Genomic DNA, 19,197 nt, shown 5'->3' on the forward strand with positions numbered 1-19,197 from the left:
GTGTTCCCACCTTAGCGGATCTTTCCGGCGACTCATAATCGAGCCATTCGGGTGGATCTCCGCACAGCGGAGACGGCCCCAGCCGGGGAGTCCGTGGATGGTGGTTGTCCGCTCCGGGGCTCTCTCACTCGACCTTCTCGGTCACCGTGAGGATCTCGTCCCGCTTCAGCGGCTCGGTCCACGTTAGACGTCGTTCCCTCCTGCGTCAAGCGCCGCCCGGCGGCGCGGTCGATGTGCCCGGTGGGAGCTCACCGAGCCACGCTCGCGAGCGACGCGTACAGCGGCTCAGGCTCCGCCGGACGGCTTGGCTCTCGGACTCAGCCGGTACGCCGAGACTGTTGGATCACCGGCGAGGTAGAAGCGATGCTGCCAGTCATGGGCTCTGCTCACGCCCACCCGGGGACCGACCCGGATGAGCTCAGCGGGTACCGGCTCGCCCTCGGACAGCACGACCGAGGCGCCCGTCAGCAGGGCCGCGCCGTTGTGCTCTGCAGTGATGCCGAGCGCCTGGCAGAAGTTCCCCGGACCGCGCGCAAGGCGTGGACTCTCGACATTCGTCCCGCGCCGCTTGCGTGCCAGGTCTTCCCCCTCTATGACCCTGCCTGCCCGGACGAGGACGGCCGAGGCGGCACCGTCTGTTCCGGTGACGATGTTGGCGCACCAGTGGAGACCGTGAGACCGGTAGACGTACAGGTGTCCCGGAGGTCCGAACATAACGGCGTTCCGGGGTGTCCTGCCTCGGTAGGCGTGGGAGGCGGGGTCGGCCGTACCGGAGTACGCCTCGGTCTCCGTGATGGTGACGCTCACGGTTCCCTCGGGGGCCTCGTGGGTGAGGACGGCACCGAGCAGCCTGGGGGCGACCTCTTCGGCGGGGTGAGCGAGATCCATGACCTTCATGCCGACCGCCTCGACGTGCGACAGGTGAAGCGGGCGTACGCGTGGCCGGGCGGGCCGGACATCACGGCATTGCGCCCGGTGCGGCCGCGGCAGGCGTGTGGTCCGGGACCGGACCGGCCCGCGTGGGGTTCGACCGGGCCGTCCTCGGTCGTACGGACCGGGGTCCGGCCGAGCAGCGTGTCCGGGGCGGCCTCCGGGACGGGGCGGTGGAAGAAGGCGCGGGGCGGGGGCTTACGGTCATGGTCGGCGATCACGCCCGCCGAGCGTACTGCAGCCATCGGGTGACGACTGTCGGCAGTGGGTCCGGCACCGTGGAACCGTAGGGCAGACTGCCGGCGTATGTAGAGCCAGTGGACACACAGGCCAGGGCCTGGGGGAGGAAGAACATGGGCTTCAAGAAGCTGTTCGCGAGCGTGGGCATCGGCGGCGCGTCGGTGGAGACGGTGCTGACCGAGCCGAACGTGGTACCGGGCGGCGTCGTCCAGGGGGAGGTCCGGATCCAGGGCGGCTCGGTCGCGCAGGAGATCCAGGGGCTTTCCGTCGGTCTCCAGGCGAAGGTCGAGGTCGAGAGCGGCGAGGAGGAGTACAACAAGAACATCGAGTTCCACCGCCAGCAGCTCGGTGGCGCCTTCGAGCTCCAGCCGGGCTCGGTGCACACGGTTCCGTTCGGGCTGGAGGTGCCGTGGGAGACCCCGATCACCATGTTCATGGGCCAGCACCTGACCGGGATGAACATCGGGGTGAAGACGGAGCTGGCGATCGCCAAGGCCGTGGACTCCGGCGACCTCGACCCGGTGAACGTCCACCCGCTCCCCGCCCAGCAGGCGATCCTCGACGCGTTCGGGGCCCTGGGCTTCCGCTTCAAGAACGCGGACACGGAGCAGGGCCACATCCGCGGCACTCGGCAGAAGCTGCCCTTCTACCAGGAGATCGAGTTCCTGGCGCCGCAGCAGTACCGCGGTCTCAGCCAGGTCGAGCTGAGCTTCGTCGCGGACGAGCGCGAGATGGACGTCGTCCTGGAGATGGACAAGAAGCCCGGTCTGTTCAGCGACGGCAGTGACACGTACCGGTCCTTCACCGTGGACCTGGCGAACTTCCAGCAGAACGACTGGGTCGCCTACCTCAACCAGTGGCTGGCCGAGGTCGGCAGCAGGCGCAACTGGCTCTGAGGACTCCGGCTTTCACGCGGGGCGCGGCCCGGGAACGGGCCGCGCCCCGTCTCGCTGTCCGCGGTGTGCTCCTCCTGCGCCGCCGGCCCGCGCCGCCCGGCCGGTCCCCGTCGGCGCCCGGCGGCTGCGCCTCCGGCTTTCGCGGCGCGCGGCTCGTTAGGCTGGCCGCCGCAGCGATGTCGCGCTACCGAGGAGGTTTCCGACGTGACCGAGCAGAAGCGGCGCCCGCTCCCCCACGACTTCCATCCCCCGGTGCCGTCGTTCACGGTCGTCAGTGACGATGTGTCCGAGGGTGCCCGGCTGAAGCCCGACCAGGTGCACGCCGAGGGCAACACCTCGCCGCACCTGCGGTGGGAGGGCTTCCCGGAGGAGACGAGGAGCTTCGCCGTCACCTGCTTCGATCCGGACGCGCCGACCGGCAGCGGCTTCTGGCACTGGTCGGTCTTCGACATCCCGGCGACCGTGACGGAGCTGCCCGCGGGTGCCGGCACCGGTGGGATGAAGGGGCTTCCCGCGGGCGCGGTGCACGTGCGCAACGACTACGGCACCAGGGCCTTCGGCGGGGCCGCGCCGCCGCCCGGGGACGGCCCGCACCGCTATGTGTTCACGGTCTACGCCGTGGACACCGAGCGGCTGGGGGTGGACGCGGACGCGTCCCCCGCCGTGGTCGGTTTCAACCTGCGTTTCCACACCCTGGCGCGGGCACAGCTGATCGGTGAGTACGAAGTGCCCGCGCGGGACTGATCCGGCCGGGCCCCGGAAAAGGCTTTGCGCCCCGCCCTCCCCGGATCGCACAGTGGTGGCCGGGCAGTCGGCACCGCAGCGGCGGGGGTGGCGGGGCGCAGGTACGCCCGCCGCCTGCCGGAGTCCGGCGGGGGCCGGACGACCGCGCCGACTGCCTCTCGCCCCTGCGCCGCCCACCGCCGCCCGTCCGTCGCTCCGTGCCTTCCGGTCCGGTGTCCTTCTCCGTCCTCCACCGGCTTCCCCCGCCGACGCACCCCCGTCATCCGGATGTCCGTCCGTCGGCATCTTCCGTACGGCGCCGTGAAATTGCGTTGTTCACCGCACGGGGCAACGGCACAGTTGGTGCCACCCCGCCACGGGGGCGGGGACGGGTCCGGAGGTGGGTGAGATGCGCGAGGCGCTGGTGCTCAACGCGAGTTTCGAGCCGCTGTCGACGGTGTCGCTGCGGCGTGCCGTGGTGCTGGTGATGCGGGACAAGGCCGTCGTCGAGCAGTCCCACCCCGGGCTGCGGCTGCGGGCGGCGCACCTCGACATCCCGGTGCCGCAGGTGATCAGGCTCCGCAGATACGTACGGGTGCCGTTCCGACAACGCGCGCCGTGGTCGCGGCGCGGTGTGCTGGTGCGGGACCGGCACCGGTGCGCCTACTGCGGCCGGCGGGCGACCACGGTGGACCACATCGTGCCGCGTTCGCACGGCGGCGGCGACACCTGGCTGAACACGGTGGCGGCGTGCGCGGAGGACAACCACCGCAAGGCGGACCGTACGCCCGCGCAGGCGGGGATGCGGCTGATCACCCGGCCGTTCGAGCCGACCCCGGCGGACGCGCTGGTCCTCGCGCTGGGGCTGCGGGACGGTGGTGCGGCGCTGCCGGAGTGGCTGGCCGTACCCGGTCCGGCGGCCGTCCCGGTGCCCGCCTCCGCCTGAGCGATCCGGCGGTCAGCCCAGCAGGAGCTGGAGGATCGCCGCCACGCCGACGGTGACGATGACCGCGCGGAGGGCGGTCGGCGGCAGTCTGCGTCCGAGCCGGGCGCCGAGCTGGCCGCCGGCCGCCGAGCCGACGGCGATGAGCAGGACCGCGGTCCAGTCGAAGTCCGCGACGAAGAGGAAGAACAGCGCGGCGGTGCCGTTGACGACGGCGCCGAGGATGTTCTTGACGGCGTTGATGCGCTGGAGGTCGTCGGGGATGAGCAGGCCCATCAGGGCGAGGTAGATGACGCCCTGGGCCGCGCCGAAGTAGCCGCCGTACGCGCTGGACAGGGTGATACCGCCGAGGAGGACGGGGCCGCCGTGGCGGTGGGGGGCGGCGCCGCCACCGCGCTCGCGGCGGCGGCGGATCGCCCCGGCCAGGCGCGGCTGGGCCACGACGAGGACCAGGGCCAGCGCGATGAGCACCGGGACGATCATGTTGAACGCCTCGGACGGCAGGGTGACCAGCAGGGCCGCTCCGGCCAGTGCCCCGACGAAGGCCGCGCCGCTCAGCCGCAGCACCCGGTCGCGCTGCCCGCGCAGTTCGCGGCGGTAGCCGATGGCGCCGCTGACGGACCCGGGCACCAGGCCCAGCGCGTTGGAGACGTTCGCCGTGACGGGCGGCAGTCCGACCGCGAGCAGCACCGGGAAGGTGAGCAGGGTCCCGGAGCCGACGATCGTGTTGATGGTGCCGGCGCCGACGCCCGCGGCACAGACGGCCAGTGCCTCCCAGATACTCATCTACGACGCCCCTCGGTCGACCGGTCCGTGGACGACCGATCATGCCCGAGGGGCGTGGCCCCGGTGGACCGGGGTGGGGCGGTACGGGCGCTACTCGATCGGCGGCTGCTCGCGGCGCTTGGCCAGATCGGTGCGGCCGTCGCCGGAGGAGGGGCCGACGGAGGGGCCGGGGCCGAAGTTGCCCAGCGCGCCGCCGAGTCCCTTGAGGGCGTCGCCGATCTCGCTGGGCACGATCCACAGCTTGTTGGCGTCGCCCTCGGCGATCTTCGGCAGCATCTGGAGGTACTGGTAGGACAGCAGCTTCTGGTCCGGGTCGCCGGCGTGGATGGACTCGAAGACGGTGCGGATGGCCTGAGCCTCGCCCTCGGCACGCAGTGCGGCGGCCTTGGCCTCGCCCTCGGCACGCAGGATGGCGGACTGCTTCTCGCCCTCGGCGGTGAGGATCTGCGACTGCCGCACACCCTCGGCCTGGAGGATCGCGGCGCGCTTGTCGCGGTCGGCGCGCATCTGCTTCTCCATCGAGTCCTGGATGGAGGTGGGCGGCTCGATCGCCTTGAGCTCGACGCGGTTGACGCGGATGCCCCACTTGCCGGTGGCCTCGTCCAGGACGCCGCGCAGCGCGGCGTTGATCTCCTCGCGGGAGGTCAGGGTGCGCTCCAGGTCCATGCCGCCGATGATGTTGCGCAGGGTGGTGACGGTGAGCTGCTCGATGGCCTGGATGTAGCTGGCGACCTCGTACGTGGCTGCCCGGGCGTCGGTGACCTGGTAGTAGATGACCGTGTCGATGTTCACCACCAGGTTGTCCTGGGTGATCACCGGCTGCGGCGGGAAGGGGACGACCTGTTCGCGGAGGTCGACCCGGTTGCGGATGGTGTCGATGAACGGGACCACGATGTTGAGGCCGGCGTTCAGTGTCCGGGTGTAGCGGCCGAAGCGCTCGACGATCGCGGCGCTGGCCTGTGGAATGACCTGGATCGTCTTGATGAGTGCGATGAAGACCAGCACCACCAGGATGATCAGCACGATGATGATGGCGTCCATCGTCTTTCCCCCTGCGTTCCTAGGATTTCGCGCTGACTGCGGTGACCGAAGCGGGCATCGGTGCGACCCGCCGGTGTGACCGTGCGGTTACCGACATCACATCACGACGGCGGTGGCCCCGTCGATCTCCACCACGTCCACCTGCGCCCCGGGTTCGAAGGACAGACTCGAGTCGAGGGCGCGCGCGGACCAGACCTCGCCCGCGAGCTTGATACGGCCCCCCGTACCGTCCACCCGTTCCAGGACGACGGCCTGGCGGCCCGTCAGGGCGTCGATCCCGGTTCTCATTCCGGGGTGCTGGGCCCGTCGGGTGAGGGGACGTACGACGAGGACCAGGGCGGTCGAGACCACCACGAAGACCACCACCTGGGCCACCACCCCTCCCCCGAGACCGGCCACGACCGCCCCGGCGATGGCGCCCACCGCGAACATGCCGAACTCGGGCATGGCGGTCATGACGAGCGGGATTCCGAGTCCTACGGCGGCGATCAGCCACCACACCCATGCGTCCACACCGTCATGGTAGGGCGGCGGTCAGCCGAGCGGGAGACCCTGAGCCGTCCAGCGGTCGCCGACGCGCTCCACGACCAGCGGCAGACCGAAGCAGCGCGAGAGGTTGGCGGACGTCAGTTCGGTCTCGACCGGCCCGGCCGTCAGCACCTTCCCCTGGCGGATCATCAGTACGTGGGTGAAGCCCGGGGCGATCTCCTCGACATGGTGGGTCACCATGATCATCGAGGGGGCGTACGGGTCTCGGGCGAGCCGGCCCAGCCGGCGGACCAGGTCCTCGCGGCCGCCGAGGTCCAGTCCGGCGGCGGGCTCGTCCAGGAGGAGCAGCTCGGGGTCGGTCATCATCGCGCGGGCGATCTGGGTGCGCTTGCGCTCGCCCTCGGAGAGGGTGCCGAACTTCCGGTCGAGGTAGTCGTTCATCCCGAGCCGGTCGAGGAAGGCCAGCGCCCGGTCCCTGTCGACCTGGTCGTAGTGCTCCCGCCAGCCGGCGGTCATGCCGTAGGCGGCGGTGAGGACGGTCTGGAGGACGGTCTGGCCCGGCGGCAGCTTCTCGGCGAGCGCGTGGCCGGACATGCCGATGCGCGGACGCAGTTCGAAGACGTCGACCCGGCCGAGCCGCTCGCCGAGGACGGTGGCGGTGCCGGAGGTCGGGAAGAGGTAACTGGAGGCGATGTTGAGCAGGGTGGTCTTGCCCGCGCCGTTGGGGCCGAGGATCACCCAGCGCTCGCCCTCCTTGACCGACCAGGAGACGTCCTCCACCAGAGCCCGGCCCTCGCGGACCACCGATACGTCCACCAGCTCCAGTACATCGCTCATGGCGTGTCGTCTCCCAATGCAGTCTCGGCTGTGGCCTGTGTCTGTGCCGGTGGGCACAGTCCCCAGGGAAAACCTACGCCACGCCTCCCCCACCGCTGTCCTTAGGCTGGGGGCATGCTCGAAGAACCTCGTTCCGGGCGGCTGACCGCCTGGGGAAATGCCCTGTTCGCCGGAGTGGTCGCGCCGGACGACGCCGTGTCGCGCGTCGTGGGCGGTGACGCGGTGCACCGGGTGGCGGACCTGCCCGGTGAGTCCGGGGAGGTCGGTCTGACCCTCGCGCTCGGCCGGCTGCGCGCGCTGGGTGCGTCGGGGCTGCGGCTCGCGCTGCCCGCGCCGGGGCATCCGCTGGGCCTGAGCGGACCCCCGGAGTTCAACGCCGCGGCCCTGGACGCCGGGGAGGCGGTGGTCGCGGCGGGGGTGGCGCTGGGGCTGGTGCCGGAGGTCACCGAGGCCGGCCCGGAGGGTGATGTGCACACCGAGGTCGTGTGGCGCTGCCGGGCGGTGCGCGACGCGCCGCCGGCGGACGTGCCCTCGCTCGGAGAGGCCGAGCGGGAGCTGGCGGAGGCGCTCCGGGAGGCGACCGAGGCGTTGACCCGGCTGGACGTGGCCGGGTCGGGACCCGTGGCGGACGCGGCGCTCCGGGCGTACCGGGCGCGGGCGGAGGCCGGGCGCCGGCTGCTGGCACCGGGCTATCCGCCGCGTGCGGTGCGGGTGCTGGAGCTCGCGCAGCGGGTGGGGGCGCTGGTGGACATCGCGTACGGACCGGAGCACGGCGGCGCGGTGAGCGCCGGGGCGATGGCGGTACGGGCCGAGGCGCTGCGGCCTGTGGAGCGCACCGCGCGGCGGGCGAAGGTGGCCGCGTACAACGCGTACGTGGAGGAGCGGGAGCGACGGTGAGGGCCTAGCGGGAGCGACGCTGACGGCCGAGCGGGAGCGGCGGTGCCAGCCGGCCGTCAGCCGGCCATGCCGTGCCGGACCGCCCACAGCGCCGCCTGCGTGCGGTCGGCGAGGTCCAGCTTCATCAGGATGTTGGACACATGGGTCTTGACGGTCTTCTCGGACAGCACCAGGTGCCGGGCGATCTCCCGGTTCGAGCGTCCGTCGGCGATCAGCCCGAGCACCTCGCGTTCCCGTTCGGTCAGGGTGGTGCCGCGGCCCGGGCCGTCGCCGCTTCCCTCCTGGGTGAGCAGGGCCCCGGCGACCTCCGGCTCGAGGAGGACGTGCCCGGCGTGCACGGAGCGGATGGCGGCGGCCAGCGCGTCGGGGTCGATGTCCTTGTGCAGGTAGCCGGCGGCACCGGCGCGCAGGGCGGGGACGACGGTGCGCCGCTCGGTGAAGCTGGTGACGACCAGTACCCGGGCGGGGTGCTGTGACTCGCGCAGGGCGCGCAGCGCCTCGACGCCGTCGGTGCCGGGCATCTTGAGGTCCATCAGGACGACGTCGGGCCGCAGCTCCGCGGCGCGCGCCACGCCCTCGGCCCCGTCGGCGGCCTCGCCGACCACCTCGATGTCGTCCTGGACCTCCAGGAAGGTGCGCAGCCCCCGGCGCACGACCTGGTGGTCGTCCACCAGCAGGACCCGGATCACTCCGGCCGGCCCGTCAGACACCGGGCACCTCCATCTCGACCGCGGTGCCCCTGCCGGGCACCGACTCCACCGTCAGGGTGCCGCCGACGCCGCTCGCCCGGTCGCGCATCGACACCAGGCCGAGGTGCCGTCCGGCGCGGCGGACCGCCGAGGGGTCGAAGCCGCTCCCGTCGTCGGTCACGCGCAGCACGACGGCGGTGCCGCGGCGGGTGAGGGAGACCGCGACACGCCGCGCGCCGGAGTGCCGCAGGGCGTTGTGCAGCGCTTCCTGGGCCACCTTGAGCAGCGCCTCCTCCCGGGCGGCGGGCAGGGCCCGCACCCCGGCGCTGTCGAAGGTGACGGAGGCGGTGTGCGCCCGGTCCAGGACCTGGACCTGGGTCCGCAGGGCGGCGGCCAGACCGTCGTCGTCGAGGGCCGCGGGGCGCAGTTCGACGACGGCGGCGCGCAGCTCGTCGGCGGCCTCGGCGGCCAGTTCCGTGATCTGCCGCAGCTCCTCCTTGGCGCGGGCGGGGTCGCGGTCCACCAGGGTGGTGGCGGCCTGGGCGGTCAGACGCAGGGAGAACAGTTTCTGGGAGACGGCGTCGTGCAGTTCGTGGGCGATGCGGGCGCGCTCCCCGGTGATGGTCAGCTCCCGGCTGCGCTCGTAGAGTCGGGCGTTGGTCAGGGCGATGGCGGCGTGCTCGGCCAGCAGGCGCAGCAGCTCCTCGTCCTCCTCGGTGAAGCCGCGGCCGGCCGGCGGGTGCCCGCTCCGCTCCCCGTCGGGACCGCGTTTGTTGGCGAGGAAGAGCGCGCCGAGGACCTCCTCGCCGTCGGCGATCGGCATGCCGAGGAAGTCGGCCAGTTCCGGGTGGGCCGACGGCCAGCCCTCGAAGCGCGGGTCCCGGCGGACGTCGGCGAGCCGCTGCGGGGTGGCGTCGCGCAGCATGGCGGCGAGGACGCCGTGCTGGCGGGGCAGCGGCCCGATCGCCTTCCACTGCTCGTCGCTGACCCCGGCCACGACGAACCGCGCGAAGCCCCCGTGGTCGTCGGGGACGCCGAGCGCGGCGTACTCGGCGTCCAGGAGTTCGCGGGCGGAGGCGGTGATCGTCTGCAGGACGTCGCGGACCTCCAGGCGGCGGTTCATCGCGAGCAGGGCGGCGCTGACGGCCGCCAGCCCGGTTCTGGGGAGCATGCCGTCACCGTACCGGCGCAGGCGGGCGGGGCGGATCGGTCCGTCGTCGCGGCCGGTCCCGGCGGCGGTCGTAGGACCTCGGGCCCGGGCCCCGCCGGGGGGCCGCTCAGCCCGTCGGGTCGACCGGTGCCGGGCCGCCCGTCCGCCGGCCCCGCCGCGTGGTTCCGGTCATGTCCGTCTCTCCCCCGCCGTGCCGGTGCGGCCGGACGGGCCGCCGGAGAAGGCTGGGACGGGGAGCAGGAGGGAGCACTGCCCGGTCCCGGCAGCGTCCGCGGCGTGCTGCCTTCCCGGGCGTCCCGGGACGCCTCCGCCCCGCCGGGTCCGTCCGGCGGGGCGGAGGACGTACGGCCGCGGGAACCGCGTGGCCGTGCGAGGGGCGCGGTTACCCGCGCATGACCTCCGGCTCGTGGCGGCGCAGCAGCCGGGCCACCGCGAAGCCGCAGGCGACGCCCATGGCGAGCAGGATCAGCAGGTCCATCACCCACACTCCCGTGCTGTGCTCCCACAGCGGGTCGAGGTTGGTGGGGTTCTCCCGGTCCCAGGGGGCCATGGTGCGGGACAGGTCCACGGTCGCGCCGAGCACGCCGACCGCCCAGCGGGAGGGCATCAGCCAGGCGAGCTGCTCGATGCCGGGCGAGTCGAAGACCTGGAAGAGCACACCGGTGAAGACGAGCTGGACGATCGCGAAGCCCACCAGCAGGGGCATGGTCATCTCGGAGGTCTTCACCAGGGAGGAGATCACCAGGCCGATCATCATGGAGGTGAGGCCGAAGGCGATGATCCCCACGCACAGCTCGACGTTCGCGGGCAGGATCACCCCCTCGTCGGGCAGCTCCCGGGCCGAGAAGCCGATCACGGAGATGATCACGCCCTGGAAGGCGGTGATCACCCCGAGGACGATCACCTTGGACATCAGGTACGCCGACCGGGACAGCCCGGTGGCCCGTTCCCGCTCGTAGATGACCCGTTCCTTGACCAGTTCGCGCACGGAGTTGGCCGCGCCGGCCAGGCACATGCCGACCGCGAGGATCAGCAGGATCGTGCCCGCGTGCTGGTTGAAGCCGTTGGGGTTGCGGGTGATGCCGTACTCGGTGGGGATCACCGTGCTGACCGTGCCCAGGATCACCGGCAGGATGACCATGAGCGCCAGGAACCCCTTGTCGGAGGCGATCACCGAGGTGTAGCGCCGGGTCAGGGTCCACAGCTGGGAGCCCCAGCTCTGCGGTTTGGGGGGCCGGGCGGCCGGCACTGCGTACTGGGCGTATTGGGCGTGCTGGTACGTCTGGGGGGCCGCGGCGTCGATGTCGGCGGCGTAGCGCCGGTAGTGCTGGGAGCCCTGCCAGCGGCCGATCCAGTCGTAATCGCGGTAGTTCTCGAACGCGGAGAAGACGTCCGCCCAGCTGTCGTAGCCGAAGAAGTTGAGGGCCTCGTCCGGCGGGCCGAAGTAGGCCACGCCGCCGCCCGGGGCCATCACCAGGAGCCGGTCGCACAGCGCCAGCTCGGCCACCGAGTGGGTGACCACCAGGACGGTGCGGCCGTCGTCGGCCAGGCCCCGCAGCAGCTGCATCACGTCCCGGTCCATGCCCGGGTCCAGGCCGGAGGTCGGCTCGTCCAGGAAGATCAGCGACGGCTTGGTGAGCAGTTCCAGGGCGACCGAGACGCGCTTGCGCTGGCCGCCGGAGAGGGAGGTGATCTTCTTGGCGGCGTGGACGTCCAGCTTGAGCTCGGCCAGCACCTCCTCCACCCGCGCGTTGCGCTCGGCCTCGGCGACGTCGCCGGGGAAGCGCAGCTTGGCGGCGTAACGCAGGGCGGTGCGGACGGTCAGCTCCTTGTGGAGGATGTCGTCCTGCGGGACCAGTCCGATGCGCTGGCGCAGCTCGGCGAACTGCTTGTAGAGGTTCCGGTTGTCATAGAGGACCTCGCCGATGTCGGCCGGGCGGTAGCCGGTGAGGGCGCGCAGCAGGGTGGACTTGCCGGAACCGGACGGGCCGATCACGGCGACCAGGGACTTCTCGGGGACGCCGAAGCTGACGTTGTTCAGGATCACCTTGCCGCCGTCGACCTTGACGGTCAGATGCCGGGCCGAGAAGGAGACCTCGCCGGTGTCGACGAACTCCTCCAGCCGGTCGCCGACCACCCGGAAGGCCGAGTGGCCGACGCCGACGACGTCGTCGGGGCCGATGACCGCCGAGCCCGACTTGGGCAGCGGCTGGCCGTTGACGTACGTGCCGTTGTGGCTGCCGAGGTCACGGATCTCGAAGCGGCCGTCGGGGGTGGACCGGAACTCCGCGTGGTGCCGGGAGACCTGGAGGTCGGAGACGACCAGTTCGTTCTCCAGCGCGCGGCCGATCCGCATGACCCGGCCCAGCGCGAACTGGTGGAACGTGGTCGGGCTGCGGTGGTCGCCGTGCAGGGGCGCGCCGCTCCGCGGGGACATGCCCTCCTGGGCGGGCCGCGGCGTGGGCTGCGGCGGCACCTGCTGCTGTGGGGTCTGCTGCTGTGGGGCCGGGCCGGCCGGCGGCTGCCCCCAGCCGGGGGCGGCGCCGTGCTGCTGCGACTGCGGCTGCCGGGCGGGTGCCTGCGGTGCGGCCGTCGCGGCCAGGGCTCCAGGGGGCCCGGCGGCGGGTGCCGCGGCTGTGGCGGCGGAGAAGTCCAGACGGGGGCCGTCGGCCGCGTTGCCCAGGTGCACGACCGAGCCCGCGCCGACCTCCAGCCGCTGCACCCGGCCGCCCCGCGCGTACGTACCGTTGGTGCTGCCCTGGTCCTCGACGGTCCAGGCCGTCCCGTTCCAGCTCAGCGTGGCATGCCGCCAGGAGACTCTGGCGTCGTCGACCACGAGATCCCCCTGCGGGTCCCGCCCCAGGGTGTAGGACCGGGACGGGTCGAGCGTCCAGGTCCCTCCGTTCAGTTGCACTACGAGTTCCGGCACTCCATGCCCCACAAAGTTGTCCCCCCGAGCTACCCCCTCCGACGAGGAGGCGGGGATGGCGAACGATCGTGGAGGCACTATCCCAGGCCACGCGCCCACGCAGACAGCCGCCCCGATGGATGGTTGCGGAACCGCTACGGTCCGCGCCCTCCCCCGGGGGAAGACCATCGAACCCGCACGCAGCCGATCCGGCGCGGGAACGCCTCCCCGCCGCCGCGGCACCACGGGGCACCCGGGGCGGTGGACGCCCCTGGGCACGCGGGTACCGCCGGCTCCGTACCGGTCTCGGAGCGGGTGTCCGGGGTACGGACGGCACGTACGGAACCGTACCGGTGCTCGATACCGTAGGGACCACCATGAGCGCTTCGCAGACTCCGCCGACTGTCCCGTCGGCTATCCCTTCCGCCACCGACGAGGACACCCCCACCCTCCTGGTGAAGATCTTCGGCAGGGACCGGCCCGGCATCACCGCCGGTCTCTTCGAGGTCCTGTCCGCCTACTCCCTCGACGTCGTCGACATCGAGCAGGTCGTCACCCGGGGCCGGATAACCCTGTGCGCCCTGGTCACCACGCCGGGCGGGGACGGCGCCGAGGGAGAGCTGCGGGCCCGGGTGCACACCTGGGCGGAGTCGGTGAGGCTCCAGGCGGAGATCATCTCCGGCCGGGGCGACAACCGGCCGCGCGGCACCGGCCGCTCCCATGTCACCGTCCTGGGCAATCCGCTGACCGCCGAGGCGACGGCCTCCATCACCGCCCGGATAACCGGTGTCGGCGGCAACATCGACCGCATCTTCCGGCTGGCGAAGTACCCGGTCACGGCGGTGGAGTTCGCCGTCTCGGGCGCGGCGACCGGGCCGCTGCGCACCGCGCTGGCCACCGAGTCGGCGGCCCTGGGCGTGGATGTCGCCGTCGTCGCCTCCGGGCTGCACCGGCGGGCGCAGCGCCTGGTCGTGATGGACGTGGACTCCACGCTCATCCAGGACGAGGTGATCGAGCTGTTCGCGGCGCACGCGGGCTGCGAGGCGAAGGTCGCGGAGGTCACTGCCGCCGCGATGCGCGGCGAGCTGGACTTCGAGCAGTCGCTGCACGCCCGGGTGGCACTGCTGGAGGGGCTGGACGAGTCGGTCGTCGACAAGGTGCGCGCCGAGGTCCGGCTCACCCCCGGCGCCCGCACCCTCATCCGCACCCTCAAGCGGCTGGGCTACCAGGTGGGGGTGGTCTCGGGCGGTTTCACCCAGGTCACCGACGATCTGCGGGAGCGGCTGGGGCTGGACTTCGCCTCGGCCAACACCCTGGAGATCGTGGACGGGAAACTGACCGGCCGGGTCGTCGGCGAGGTCGTGGACCGGGCGGGCAAGGCGCGGCTGCTGCGCCGCTTCGCGGCCGAGGCCGGCGTCCCGCTGTCCCAGACCGTGGCGATCGGCGACGGCGCCAACGATCTGGACATGCTCAACACCGCGGGTCTGGGAGTGGCGTTCAACGCCAAGCCGGTGGTGCAGGAGGCCGCGCACACGGCGGTGAACGTGCCGTTCCTGGACACCGTGCTCTACCTGCTGGGCATCACCCGCGAGGAGGTCGAGGCGGCCGACGCCGCCCAGGCGTGAGAACGCCCCGGACCGGGCCGGGGTGGCGCGGACGCGTACCCGCCCGCGCCACCCGCTCAGTCGCGCGGCGACCAGTGCGCCTCGAGGCGGCCGACGCCGTGCTCGACGGACTTCCAGGGGCCGGTGAAGGAGATCACCGCGATGGCGGAGGTGGGGAAGCCGATGCGGTCCAGCCTGGTCCTGGCGTCCTCCTCGGCCTCACCCGCGAGGGCGTCGGCCAGTGCGTGCATCCCGGGGTTGTGGCCGATGAGCAGCAGGTCCCGGACGTCGTCCGGCGTCTCGTTGACCACCGCGATCAGCTCGCCGAGCGTGGCCTCGTAGAGCCGCTCCTCGTAGACCGTCTTCGGACGGCTGGGCAGCTCGTGGGCGAACAGCTTCCAGGTCTCGCGGGTACGGGCGGCGGTGGAGCAGAGGGTGAGATCGGGGAGGATGCCGCTCGCGGCGAGCCAGCGGCCGGCGACCGGGGCGTCCTTGCGGCCCCGCTCCGCGAGCGGCCTGTCGTGGTCGGCCACCTGGGGCCAGTCTGCCTTGGCGTGTCGGAGGATGACGATCCTGCGGGGCACTTCGACGCTCATGTGTCCAGCTTCGCACGAATGGCGGCGTGTGGCGCGGGGAGTTGGGCGCCTGCGGGGCCGGCCGGCCCCGTGCCCGCCGTGTTGCCGCCGAAGCCGCCGCCGGCGCGGTCACCGGTGTGTCGCGCGGGCCGCGGGTCAGCCCGTCAGGAGCTGCCAGAAGTACTCCAGCAGCCGGAAGAGGTGCGTGGAGGACTCGGCCGCCTCGGCATCGCCGCCGCCGGCGGCCAGCGACAGCAGCACGGCGAAGGCCAGTGCGGGAAGCGCCACTGCCCACCACGGCAGCCGGGTGGCCGCGCCGCGGCCCGCGGTGCGGCGGGAGGGCCGGCCGGTGGGTGCGTGGGCGGTCATCGAACTCGCCTCCGTCCTGTGTCGCGTGGCCTCGTCTGCCTCTTCCACGACGCTACGGGCTCCGGGGCGGCGATCCCATCCGGTGACCCACCCATTGCCCCCTGAGCCTGACCCCCTAGGGGGTGGTGGGGACAGCCCCACCACCCGGTGCCCGTCCGGTCGGCCGGGCGGGCACCGGGCCGGACCGGTCCGGGGGCGGCCGTCGGGGGTCTACGGGGCGATGACGGTGGCGGCGAGGGCGATGACGACGGTGATGCCGAGCATCGCGCCGAGGACGACGAGCAGCTTCTTCCGGCCGTTGGGCGGATCGGGTTCGAGCACTGGCATACGCCCAGTGTTCCACTCAGTGGCCGTCCTCCACGCAGCGGTCCCGGCCCGCCACCGTGCCCACCGCGAGCTGGACGGCCATCAGGACCGCCAGCAGGAGCAGGGGGGCGTGCCAGCCCCCGGTGTGCTGGTGGAGGACACCGACCAGCAGCGGCCCGGGAACGGCGATCAGATAGCCGGTGCCCTGCGCGAAGGCGGAGAGTCCGGCCACCCCGGCACCGGTCCGCGCCCGCATGCCGATCATGGTGAGGACGAGCGGAAAGGCGCAGTTGGAGACGCCCAGCAGCAGCGCCCAGGCCCAGGCGCCGCCCGCCGGGGCGAGCCACAGCCCGGCGTACCCGCCGAGCCCGCAGACGGCCAGGACGGCGACCAGGGGTCCCTGGTGGCCGAGCCGGGCGGCGATCCGCGGCAGCACGAAGGACAGCGGGATGCCCAGGCCCATGGCGACCGCGAGCAGCAGGCCGGCGGTGGCGGCGGGGACCCCGGCGTCCCGGAGGATCTGCGGAAGCCAGCCCATGGTGACGTAGGCGGCGGTGGCCTGGAGGCCGAAGAAGACACCGAGCGCCCAGGCGGTGGGCGAGCGGGTGACGCGCACCGGGGGCGTCCGGCCGTCCGCGCCGGTACCGCCGCCGCCCCGGTCCGCGGAACCGGCGCGCGCGCGGCAGGTACGGGCGACCGGCAGCCAGACCAGCAGGGCGAGCGCCCCGGGCAGCGCCCACATCCCCAGGCCCAGGCGCCAGCCGCCGCCCAGCGCACCGGTCAGCGGGACGGTGAACGCGGCGGCCGCCGCGGTGCCCAGGGAGAGCGCCATGGAGTACAGGCCGGTCATCGGGCCCACCCGGTCCGGGAACCAGCGCTTGACGACCACGGGCATCAGGACGTTGCCGGTCGCTATGCCCGCCAGCGCCAGCACGCCGGCGGCCAGGAACGCGGCCGTGCCGCCCGCCAGCGGGCGCAGCGCCAGACCGGCGGTGACGGCGGCCAGCGCGCCGGTCACCACGGCGGCGGGCCCCCAGCGGCGGGCCAGCCGGGGCGCGGCGCCGCCGAAGACGGCGAAGCACAGCGCGGGCGCGGAGGTGAGCAGTCCGGCGACGGTGCCGCTCATCCCCAGGCCGTCGCGGACCTCCGCCAGCAGGGGGCCGAGCCCGCTGATGGCGGGACGGAGATTGAGTGCCGCCAGGACGAGGGCGGCGGCCAGCAGCAGCCGCGCCCGCCGGGACAACACCGCGGGCACCGCGGGTACGGCCGCCGTGCCGGCGTCCGGCCGGTGATCACTGCTCACGGGGTCATCGGCCATGGCAGGCAGCATAGGTTCACCGGACGGACGGGCCGGATCCGCCCCGGGCACTCGTCCGCGAAGGGCCGCCGGACATCCGGCGGGAGGCGGGCGGCGGCCGGCGAACCGGCCGGGGTGACGCGCCGCCGCTTCGCGCGCCGGGCCCGCAACCGGGCGTCCGCACCCGATCCGTGCTCCCCATCCCTCTGCTGCGCCGTCGCGCCCTCCGTGCGCTGCCCCGGACGCGTGAAGACGGGGGCCCGGAAGACGGAGACGCGGTTTGCCCCGGCCCAGTGGACGGGATGGCCTTCTTGCCCCTTTTCATCCCCAAGTGGAGGAGGCCCGCATGTTCGGCACGAAAACCCGGAGGACGGCGGCCAGGACCGCCGGCACGCTCCTGACCGCGGCGCTGCTCGGCGGCACGGTCCTGACCGGCACCGCCCAGGCGCACCCCGCCCTGCCGTACGGGACCGTCACCGCGCCCAGCGGTGTCTACGAGCGTCAGTACCCCAGCACCGACTCCCACGTCGTGGGCGGCCTGGCCTACCGGGCCCAGGTCGGCCTGAAGTGCAAGGTGCGCGCCCAGAACATCGACGGCAACCCCGTCTGGTACCTGCTGCGCGACCGCCAGGCATGGGTGGCGGCCCGCTATGTGGCCAACACCGGCAGCGTGCCGTACTGCAACCAGGTCTGAGGCGGCCCGGCCCCGCCGGTCCGTGAGACGCCCCGGCGCCCGGCGTGCGACCACGCCGGGCGCCGGGCGGCAGACCGCCGTCAGACGCTCGTCCGTCAGGCCCCCATCATGTGGACGCCGCCGTCCACGTGCACGATCTCGCCCGTCGTCCTGGGGAACCAGTCCGAGAGCAGGGCGACCACACCGCGCGCCGCGGGCTCGGGGTCGGCGAGGTCCCAGCCGATCGGGGCACGGGTGTTCCAGACGTCCGCCAGCTCCTCGAAGCCCGGAATGGACTTGGCCGCCATGGACTTGATGGGACCGGCCGACACCAGGTTGCAGCGGATGTTCCTGGGTCCCAGATCACGGGCGAGGTAGCGGGAGGTGGACTCCAGCGCCGCCTTGGCCACGCCCATCCAGTCGTACTTGGGCCAGGCCACCTGCGCGTCGAAGTCCATGCCGACGACCGAGCCGCCGCGCTTCTCGAGCAGCGGGAGCAGGGCCATGGTCAGGGACTTCAGCGAGTACGCCGAGACCTCCACCGCCGTGGCGACCGACTCCCAGCCGGTGTTGAGGAAGTTGCCGCCGAGCGCGTCCTGCGGCGCGAAACCGATGGAGTGCACCACGCCGTCCAGTCCGACGCCCTCGCCGAGGTGCTCGGCGACCCGGTCGGCCAGGGTGTCCAGGTGCTCCTTGTTCTGCACGTCCAGTTCGATCACCGGCGCCTCCTTCGGCAGCCGCCTGGCGATCCGCTGCACCAGGGTCAGCCGCCCGAAGCCGGTGAGGACGACCTCCGCGCCCTCCTCCTGGGCGAGCCTGGCGACATGGAAGGCGATCGAGGACTCGGTGAGCACCCCGGTGACGAGAACACGTTTTCCGGCGAGAAGTCCACTCATGGCGTTCAGTGCCCCATACCCAATCCGCCGTCCACGGGAATGACGGCTCCGGTGATGTAAGCGGCCTCCTCCGAGGCCAGGAAGCGCACCGAGGAGGCGACCTCCTCGGGCCGGGCGTAACGGCCCAGCGGTACCTGCCCGACGATCTTCTCGCGCTGCTCGTCGGTGAGCACACGCGTCATGGCGGTGTCCACGAACCCCGGCGCGACCACGTTGCAGGTGATGTTGCGGGAGCCCAGTTCCCGGGCGATCGAGCGGGCGAAGCCGACCAGCCCCGCCTTGGACGCGGCGTAGTTCGCCTGCCCGGCCGAGCCCAGCAGGCCGACGACGGAGGAGATCAGCACGATGCGCCCGGAGCGGGCGCGGAGCATGCCCCTGCTCGCCCGCTTGACGACCCGGAAGGTGCCGGTGAGGTTGGTCTCCAGTACGGAGGTGAAGTCCTCCTCGGACATCCGCAGCAGCAACTGGTCGCGGGTGACACCCGCGTTGGCGACCAGCACCTCGACCGGGCCCTGCCGCTCCTCGATCTCCTTGTAGGCCTGCTCCACCTGCTCGGCGTCGGTGATGTCGCACTTGACGGCGCAGAAGCCCTCCGGGGGCTCACCTGACCGGTAGGTGACGGCGACCTTGTCGCCTGCGTCGGCGAAGGCACGGGCGATGGCCAGGCCGATGCCGCGGTTGCCTCCGGTGACGAGAACCGAGCGGCTCAAGGGAACACCCTTCCGTTGGTAGCGGGTACTCCTGGAGAAGCTATCGCCAGGCATGCCCCTTCGGGGAACCGGGGGCCGACAGGGGCTCTGCCGGGACACTGTGGGGTTTCTACAGAGAGCCGCACGGGGAGGGCTCCCGGGGAGCTCGTACGGCGGCCGGCCGCACGGGAATCGGGCGACCACCGTGCGCCCCGGAAGAAACACGCTGGGTGGCGAA

20 protein-coding genes are annotated in these 19,197 nt (G+C 72.8%); 6 read left to right on the plus strand and 14 right to left on the minus strand.

Annotated features, from left to right (window positions below; genetic code table 11):
- Positions 1-285: 285 nt before the first annotated feature.
- Positions 286-897: a DNA-3-methyladenine glycosylase gene (locus V1L54_RS19135; protein ID WP_330119276.1), complete on the minus strand. Its 612-nt coding sequence runs from the start codon at positions 895-897 to the stop codon at positions 286-288.
- 386 nt (positions 898-1,283) lie between these two features.
- On the opposite strand from V1L54_RS19135, the gene V1L54_RS19145 reads away from it, so the two are divergent.
- The 3 genes from V1L54_RS19145 (at position 1,284) to V1L54_RS19155 (ending at position 3,735) form a co-directional block, all read left to right on the plus strand.
- The gene (locus V1L54_RS19145) at positions 1,284-2,066 is read left to right on the plus strand and encodes a sporulation protein (protein ID WP_330119399.1); all 783 of its coding nucleotides are present in this window, start codon (positions 1,284-1,286) and stop codon (positions 2,064-2,066) included.
- 204 nt (positions 2,067-2,270) lie between these two features.
- Positions 2,271-2,810 (plus strand): YbhB/YbcL family Raf kinase inhibitor-like protein, encoded by a 540-nt coding sequence (locus V1L54_RS19150; RefSeq protein ID WP_330119277.1) that lies wholly within the window; start codon positions 2,271-2,273, stop codon positions 2,808-2,810.
- Positions 2,811-3,198: 388 nt separating this feature from the next.
- A complete protein-coding gene (locus V1L54_RS19155; protein WP_330119278.1) occupies positions 3,199-3,735 on the plus strand; it encodes an HNH endonuclease in 537 nt (178 codons plus the stop codon).
- Between the two features lie 12 nt (positions 3,736-3,747).
- Here the strand turns inward: V1L54_RS19155 and V1L54_RS19160 are convergent, their stop codons facing one another.
- The 4 genes from V1L54_RS19160 to V1L54_RS19175 all read right to left on the minus strand — a co-directional run bounded on the left by V1L54_RS19160 (position 3,748) and on the right by V1L54_RS19175 (position 6,885).
- A complete protein-coding gene (locus V1L54_RS19160) occupies positions 3,748-4,518 on the minus strand; it encodes a sulfite exporter TauE/SafE family protein (protein ID WP_330119279.1) in 771 nt (256 codons plus the stop codon).
- A gap of 90 nt (positions 4,519-4,608) precedes the next feature.
- Positions 4,609-5,559, minus strand: coding sequence for an SPFH domain-containing protein (locus V1L54_RS19165; protein WP_330119280.1), 951 nt, complete (start codon positions 5,557-5,559; stop codon positions 4,609-4,611).
- Between the two features lie 96 nt (positions 5,560-5,655).
- A complete protein-coding gene (locus tag V1L54_RS19170) occupies positions 5,656-6,015 on the minus strand; it encodes an NfeD family protein (RefSeq protein WP_330119400.1) in 360 nt (119 codons plus the stop codon).
- A gap of 78 nt (positions 6,016-6,093) precedes the next feature.
- Positions 6,094-6,885, minus strand: a complete 792-nt coding sequence (locus tag V1L54_RS19175) for an ABC transporter ATP-binding protein (protein ID WP_330119281.1) — start codon at positions 6,883-6,885, stop codon at positions 6,094-6,096.
- Between the two features lie 114 nt (positions 6,886-6,999).
- On the opposite strand from V1L54_RS19175, the gene V1L54_RS19180 reads away from it, so the two are divergent.
- The gene (locus tag V1L54_RS19180) at positions 7,000-7,782 is read left to right on the plus strand and encodes an Rv1486c family protein (RefSeq protein WP_330119282.1); all 783 of its coding nucleotides are present in this window, start codon (positions 7,000-7,002) and stop codon (positions 7,780-7,782) included.
- Positions 7,783-7,838: 56 nt separating this feature from the next.
- On the opposite strand, the gene V1L54_RS19185 is transcribed toward V1L54_RS19180, so the two are convergent.
- The 3 genes from V1L54_RS19185 to V1L54_RS19195 form a co-directional block, all read right to left on the minus strand.
- On the minus strand, positions 7,839-8,492 hold the full coding sequence (locus tag V1L54_RS19185) for a response regulator (protein ID WP_330119283.1): 654 nt from the start codon (positions 8,490-8,492) through the stop codon (positions 7,839-7,841).
- A complete protein-coding gene (locus V1L54_RS19190; protein ID WP_330119284.1) occupies positions 8,485-9,642 on the minus strand; it encodes a GAF domain-containing sensor histidine kinase in 1,158 nt (385 codons plus the stop codon). The genes V1L54_RS19185 and V1L54_RS19190 overlap by 8 nt, the downstream gene beginning before the upstream one ends.
- A 382-nt stretch (positions 9,643-10,024) precedes the next feature.
- Positions 10,025-12,583, minus strand: a complete 2,559-nt coding sequence (locus tag V1L54_RS19195) for an ABC transporter ATP-binding protein/permease (RefSeq protein WP_330119285.1) — start codon at positions 12,581-12,583, stop codon at positions 10,025-10,027.
- Between the two features lie 344 nt (positions 12,584-12,927).
- Here V1L54_RS19195 and serB point away from each other — a divergent pair, with 344 nt between their 5' ends.
- A complete protein-coding gene (gene serB / locus V1L54_RS19200; RefSeq protein ID WP_330119286.1) occupies positions 12,928-14,175 on the plus strand; it encodes a phosphoserine phosphatase SerB in 1,248 nt (415 codons plus the stop codon).
- Positions 14,176-14,231: 56 nt separating this feature from the next.
- Here serB and V1L54_RS19205 read toward each other — a convergent pair whose 3' ends face one another.
- From V1L54_RS19205 to V1L54_RS19220, 4 genes are all read right to left on the minus strand, one after another.
- A complete protein-coding gene (locus V1L54_RS19205; RefSeq protein ID WP_330119287.1) occupies positions 14,232-14,750 on the minus strand; it encodes a SixA phosphatase family protein in 519 nt (172 codons plus the stop codon).
- 135 nt (positions 14,751-14,885) lie between these two features.
- Entirely contained in the window at positions 14,886-15,098 is a 213-nt protein-coding gene (locus tag V1L54_RS19210) for a hypothetical protein (protein WP_330119288.1), read from the minus strand.
- A gap of 210 nt (positions 15,099-15,308) precedes the next feature.
- Positions 15,309-15,425, minus strand: a complete 117-nt coding sequence (locus tag V1L54_RS19215; protein WP_330119289.1) for an SGM_5486 family transporter-associated protein — start codon at positions 15,423-15,425, stop codon at positions 15,309-15,311.
- Between the two features lie 16 nt (positions 15,426-15,441).
- A complete protein-coding gene (locus tag V1L54_RS19220; RefSeq protein WP_330119290.1) occupies positions 15,442-16,722 on the minus strand; it encodes a CynX/NimT family MFS transporter in 1,281 nt (426 codons plus the stop codon).
- A gap of 325 nt (positions 16,723-17,047) precedes the next feature.
- Here V1L54_RS19220 and V1L54_RS19225 point away from each other — a divergent pair, with 325 nt between their 5' ends.
- Positions 17,048-17,395, plus strand: a complete 348-nt coding sequence (locus V1L54_RS19225) for an SH3 domain-containing protein (protein WP_330119291.1) — start codon at positions 17,048-17,050, stop codon at positions 17,393-17,395.
- Between the two features lie 95 nt (positions 17,396-17,490).
- On the opposite strand, the gene fabI is transcribed toward V1L54_RS19225, so the two are convergent.
- Entirely contained in the window at positions 17,491-18,270 is a 780-nt protein-coding gene (gene fabI, locus V1L54_RS19230) for an enoyl-ACP reductase FabI (RefSeq protein ID WP_330119292.1), read from the minus strand.
- A gap of 5 nt (positions 18,271-18,275) precedes the next feature.
- On the minus strand, positions 18,276-18,980 hold the full coding sequence (fabG, locus tag V1L54_RS19235) for a 3-oxoacyl-[acyl-carrier-protein] reductase (RefSeq protein WP_330119293.1): 705 nt from the start codon (positions 18,978-18,980) through the stop codon (positions 18,276-18,278).
- Positions 18,981-19,197 lie beyond the last annotated feature (217 nt).

The sequence above is a fragment of the Streptomyces rubellus genome (genome assembly GCF_036323805.1).
Classification (GTDB): Bacteria; Actinomycetota; Actinomycetes; order Streptomycetales; family Streptomycetaceae; genus Streptomyces.

Coding starts and splice junctions, on each gene's coding strand:
- serB (WP_330119286.1), top strand. CDS start 12,928: ATGAGCGCTTCGCAGACTCCGCCGACTGTCCCGTCGGCTATCCCTTCC.
- V1L54_RS19175 (WP_330119281.1), bottom strand. CDS start 6,885: ATGAGCGATGTACTGGAGCTGGTGGACGTATCGGTGGTCCGCGAGGGC.
- V1L54_RS19155 (WP_330119278.1), top strand. CDS start 3,199: ATGCGCGAGGCGCTGGTGCTCAACGCGAGTTTCGAGCCGCTGTCGACG.
- V1L54_RS19225 (WP_330119291.1), top strand. CDS start 17,048: ATGTTCGGCACGAAAACCCGGAGGACGGCGGCCAGGACCGCCGGCACG.
- V1L54_RS19215 (WP_330119289.1), bottom strand. CDS start 15,425: ATGCCAGTGCTCGAACCCGATCCGCCCAACGGCCGGAAGAAGCTGCTC.
- V1L54_RS19160 (WP_330119279.1), bottom strand. CDS start 4,518: ATGAGTATCTGGGAGGCACTGGCCGTCTGTGCCGCGGGCGTCGGCGCC.
- V1L54_RS19190 (WP_330119284.1), bottom strand. CDS start 9,642: ATGCTCCCCAGAACCGGGCTGGCGGCCGTCAGCGCCGCCCTGCTCGCG.
- V1L54_RS19205 (WP_330119287.1), bottom strand. CDS start 14,750: ATGAGCGTCGAAGTGCCCCGCAGGATCGTCATCCTCCGACACGCCAAG.
- V1L54_RS19170 (WP_330119400.1), bottom strand. CDS start 6,015: ATGACCGCCATGCCCGAGTTCGGCATGTTCGCGGTGGGCGCCATCGCC.
- V1L54_RS19210 (WP_330119288.1), bottom strand. CDS start 15,098: ATGACCGCCCACGCACCCACCGGCCGGCCCTCCCGCCGCACCGCGGGC.
- V1L54_RS19180 (WP_330119282.1), top strand. CDS start 7,000: ATGCTCGAAGAACCTCGTTCCGGGCGGCTGACCGCCTGGGGAAATGCC.
- V1L54_RS19220 (WP_330119290.1), bottom strand. CDS start 16,722: ATGGCCGATGACCCCGTGAGCAGTGATCACCGGCCGGACGCCGGCACG.
- V1L54_RS19135 (WP_330119276.1), bottom strand. CDS start 897: ATGAAGGTCATGGATCTCGCTCACCCCGCCGAAGAGGTCGCCCCCAGG.
- V1L54_RS19145 (WP_330119399.1), top strand. CDS start 1,284: ATGGGCTTCAAGAAGCTGTTCGCGAGCGTGGGCATCGGCGGCGCGTCG.
- fabI (WP_330119292.1), bottom strand. CDS start 18,270: ATGAGTGGACTTCTCGCCGGAAAACGTGTTCTCGTCACCGGGGTGCTC.
- V1L54_RS19165 (WP_330119280.1), bottom strand. CDS start 5,559: ATGGACGCCATCATCATCGTGCTGATCATCCTGGTGGTGCTGGTCTTC.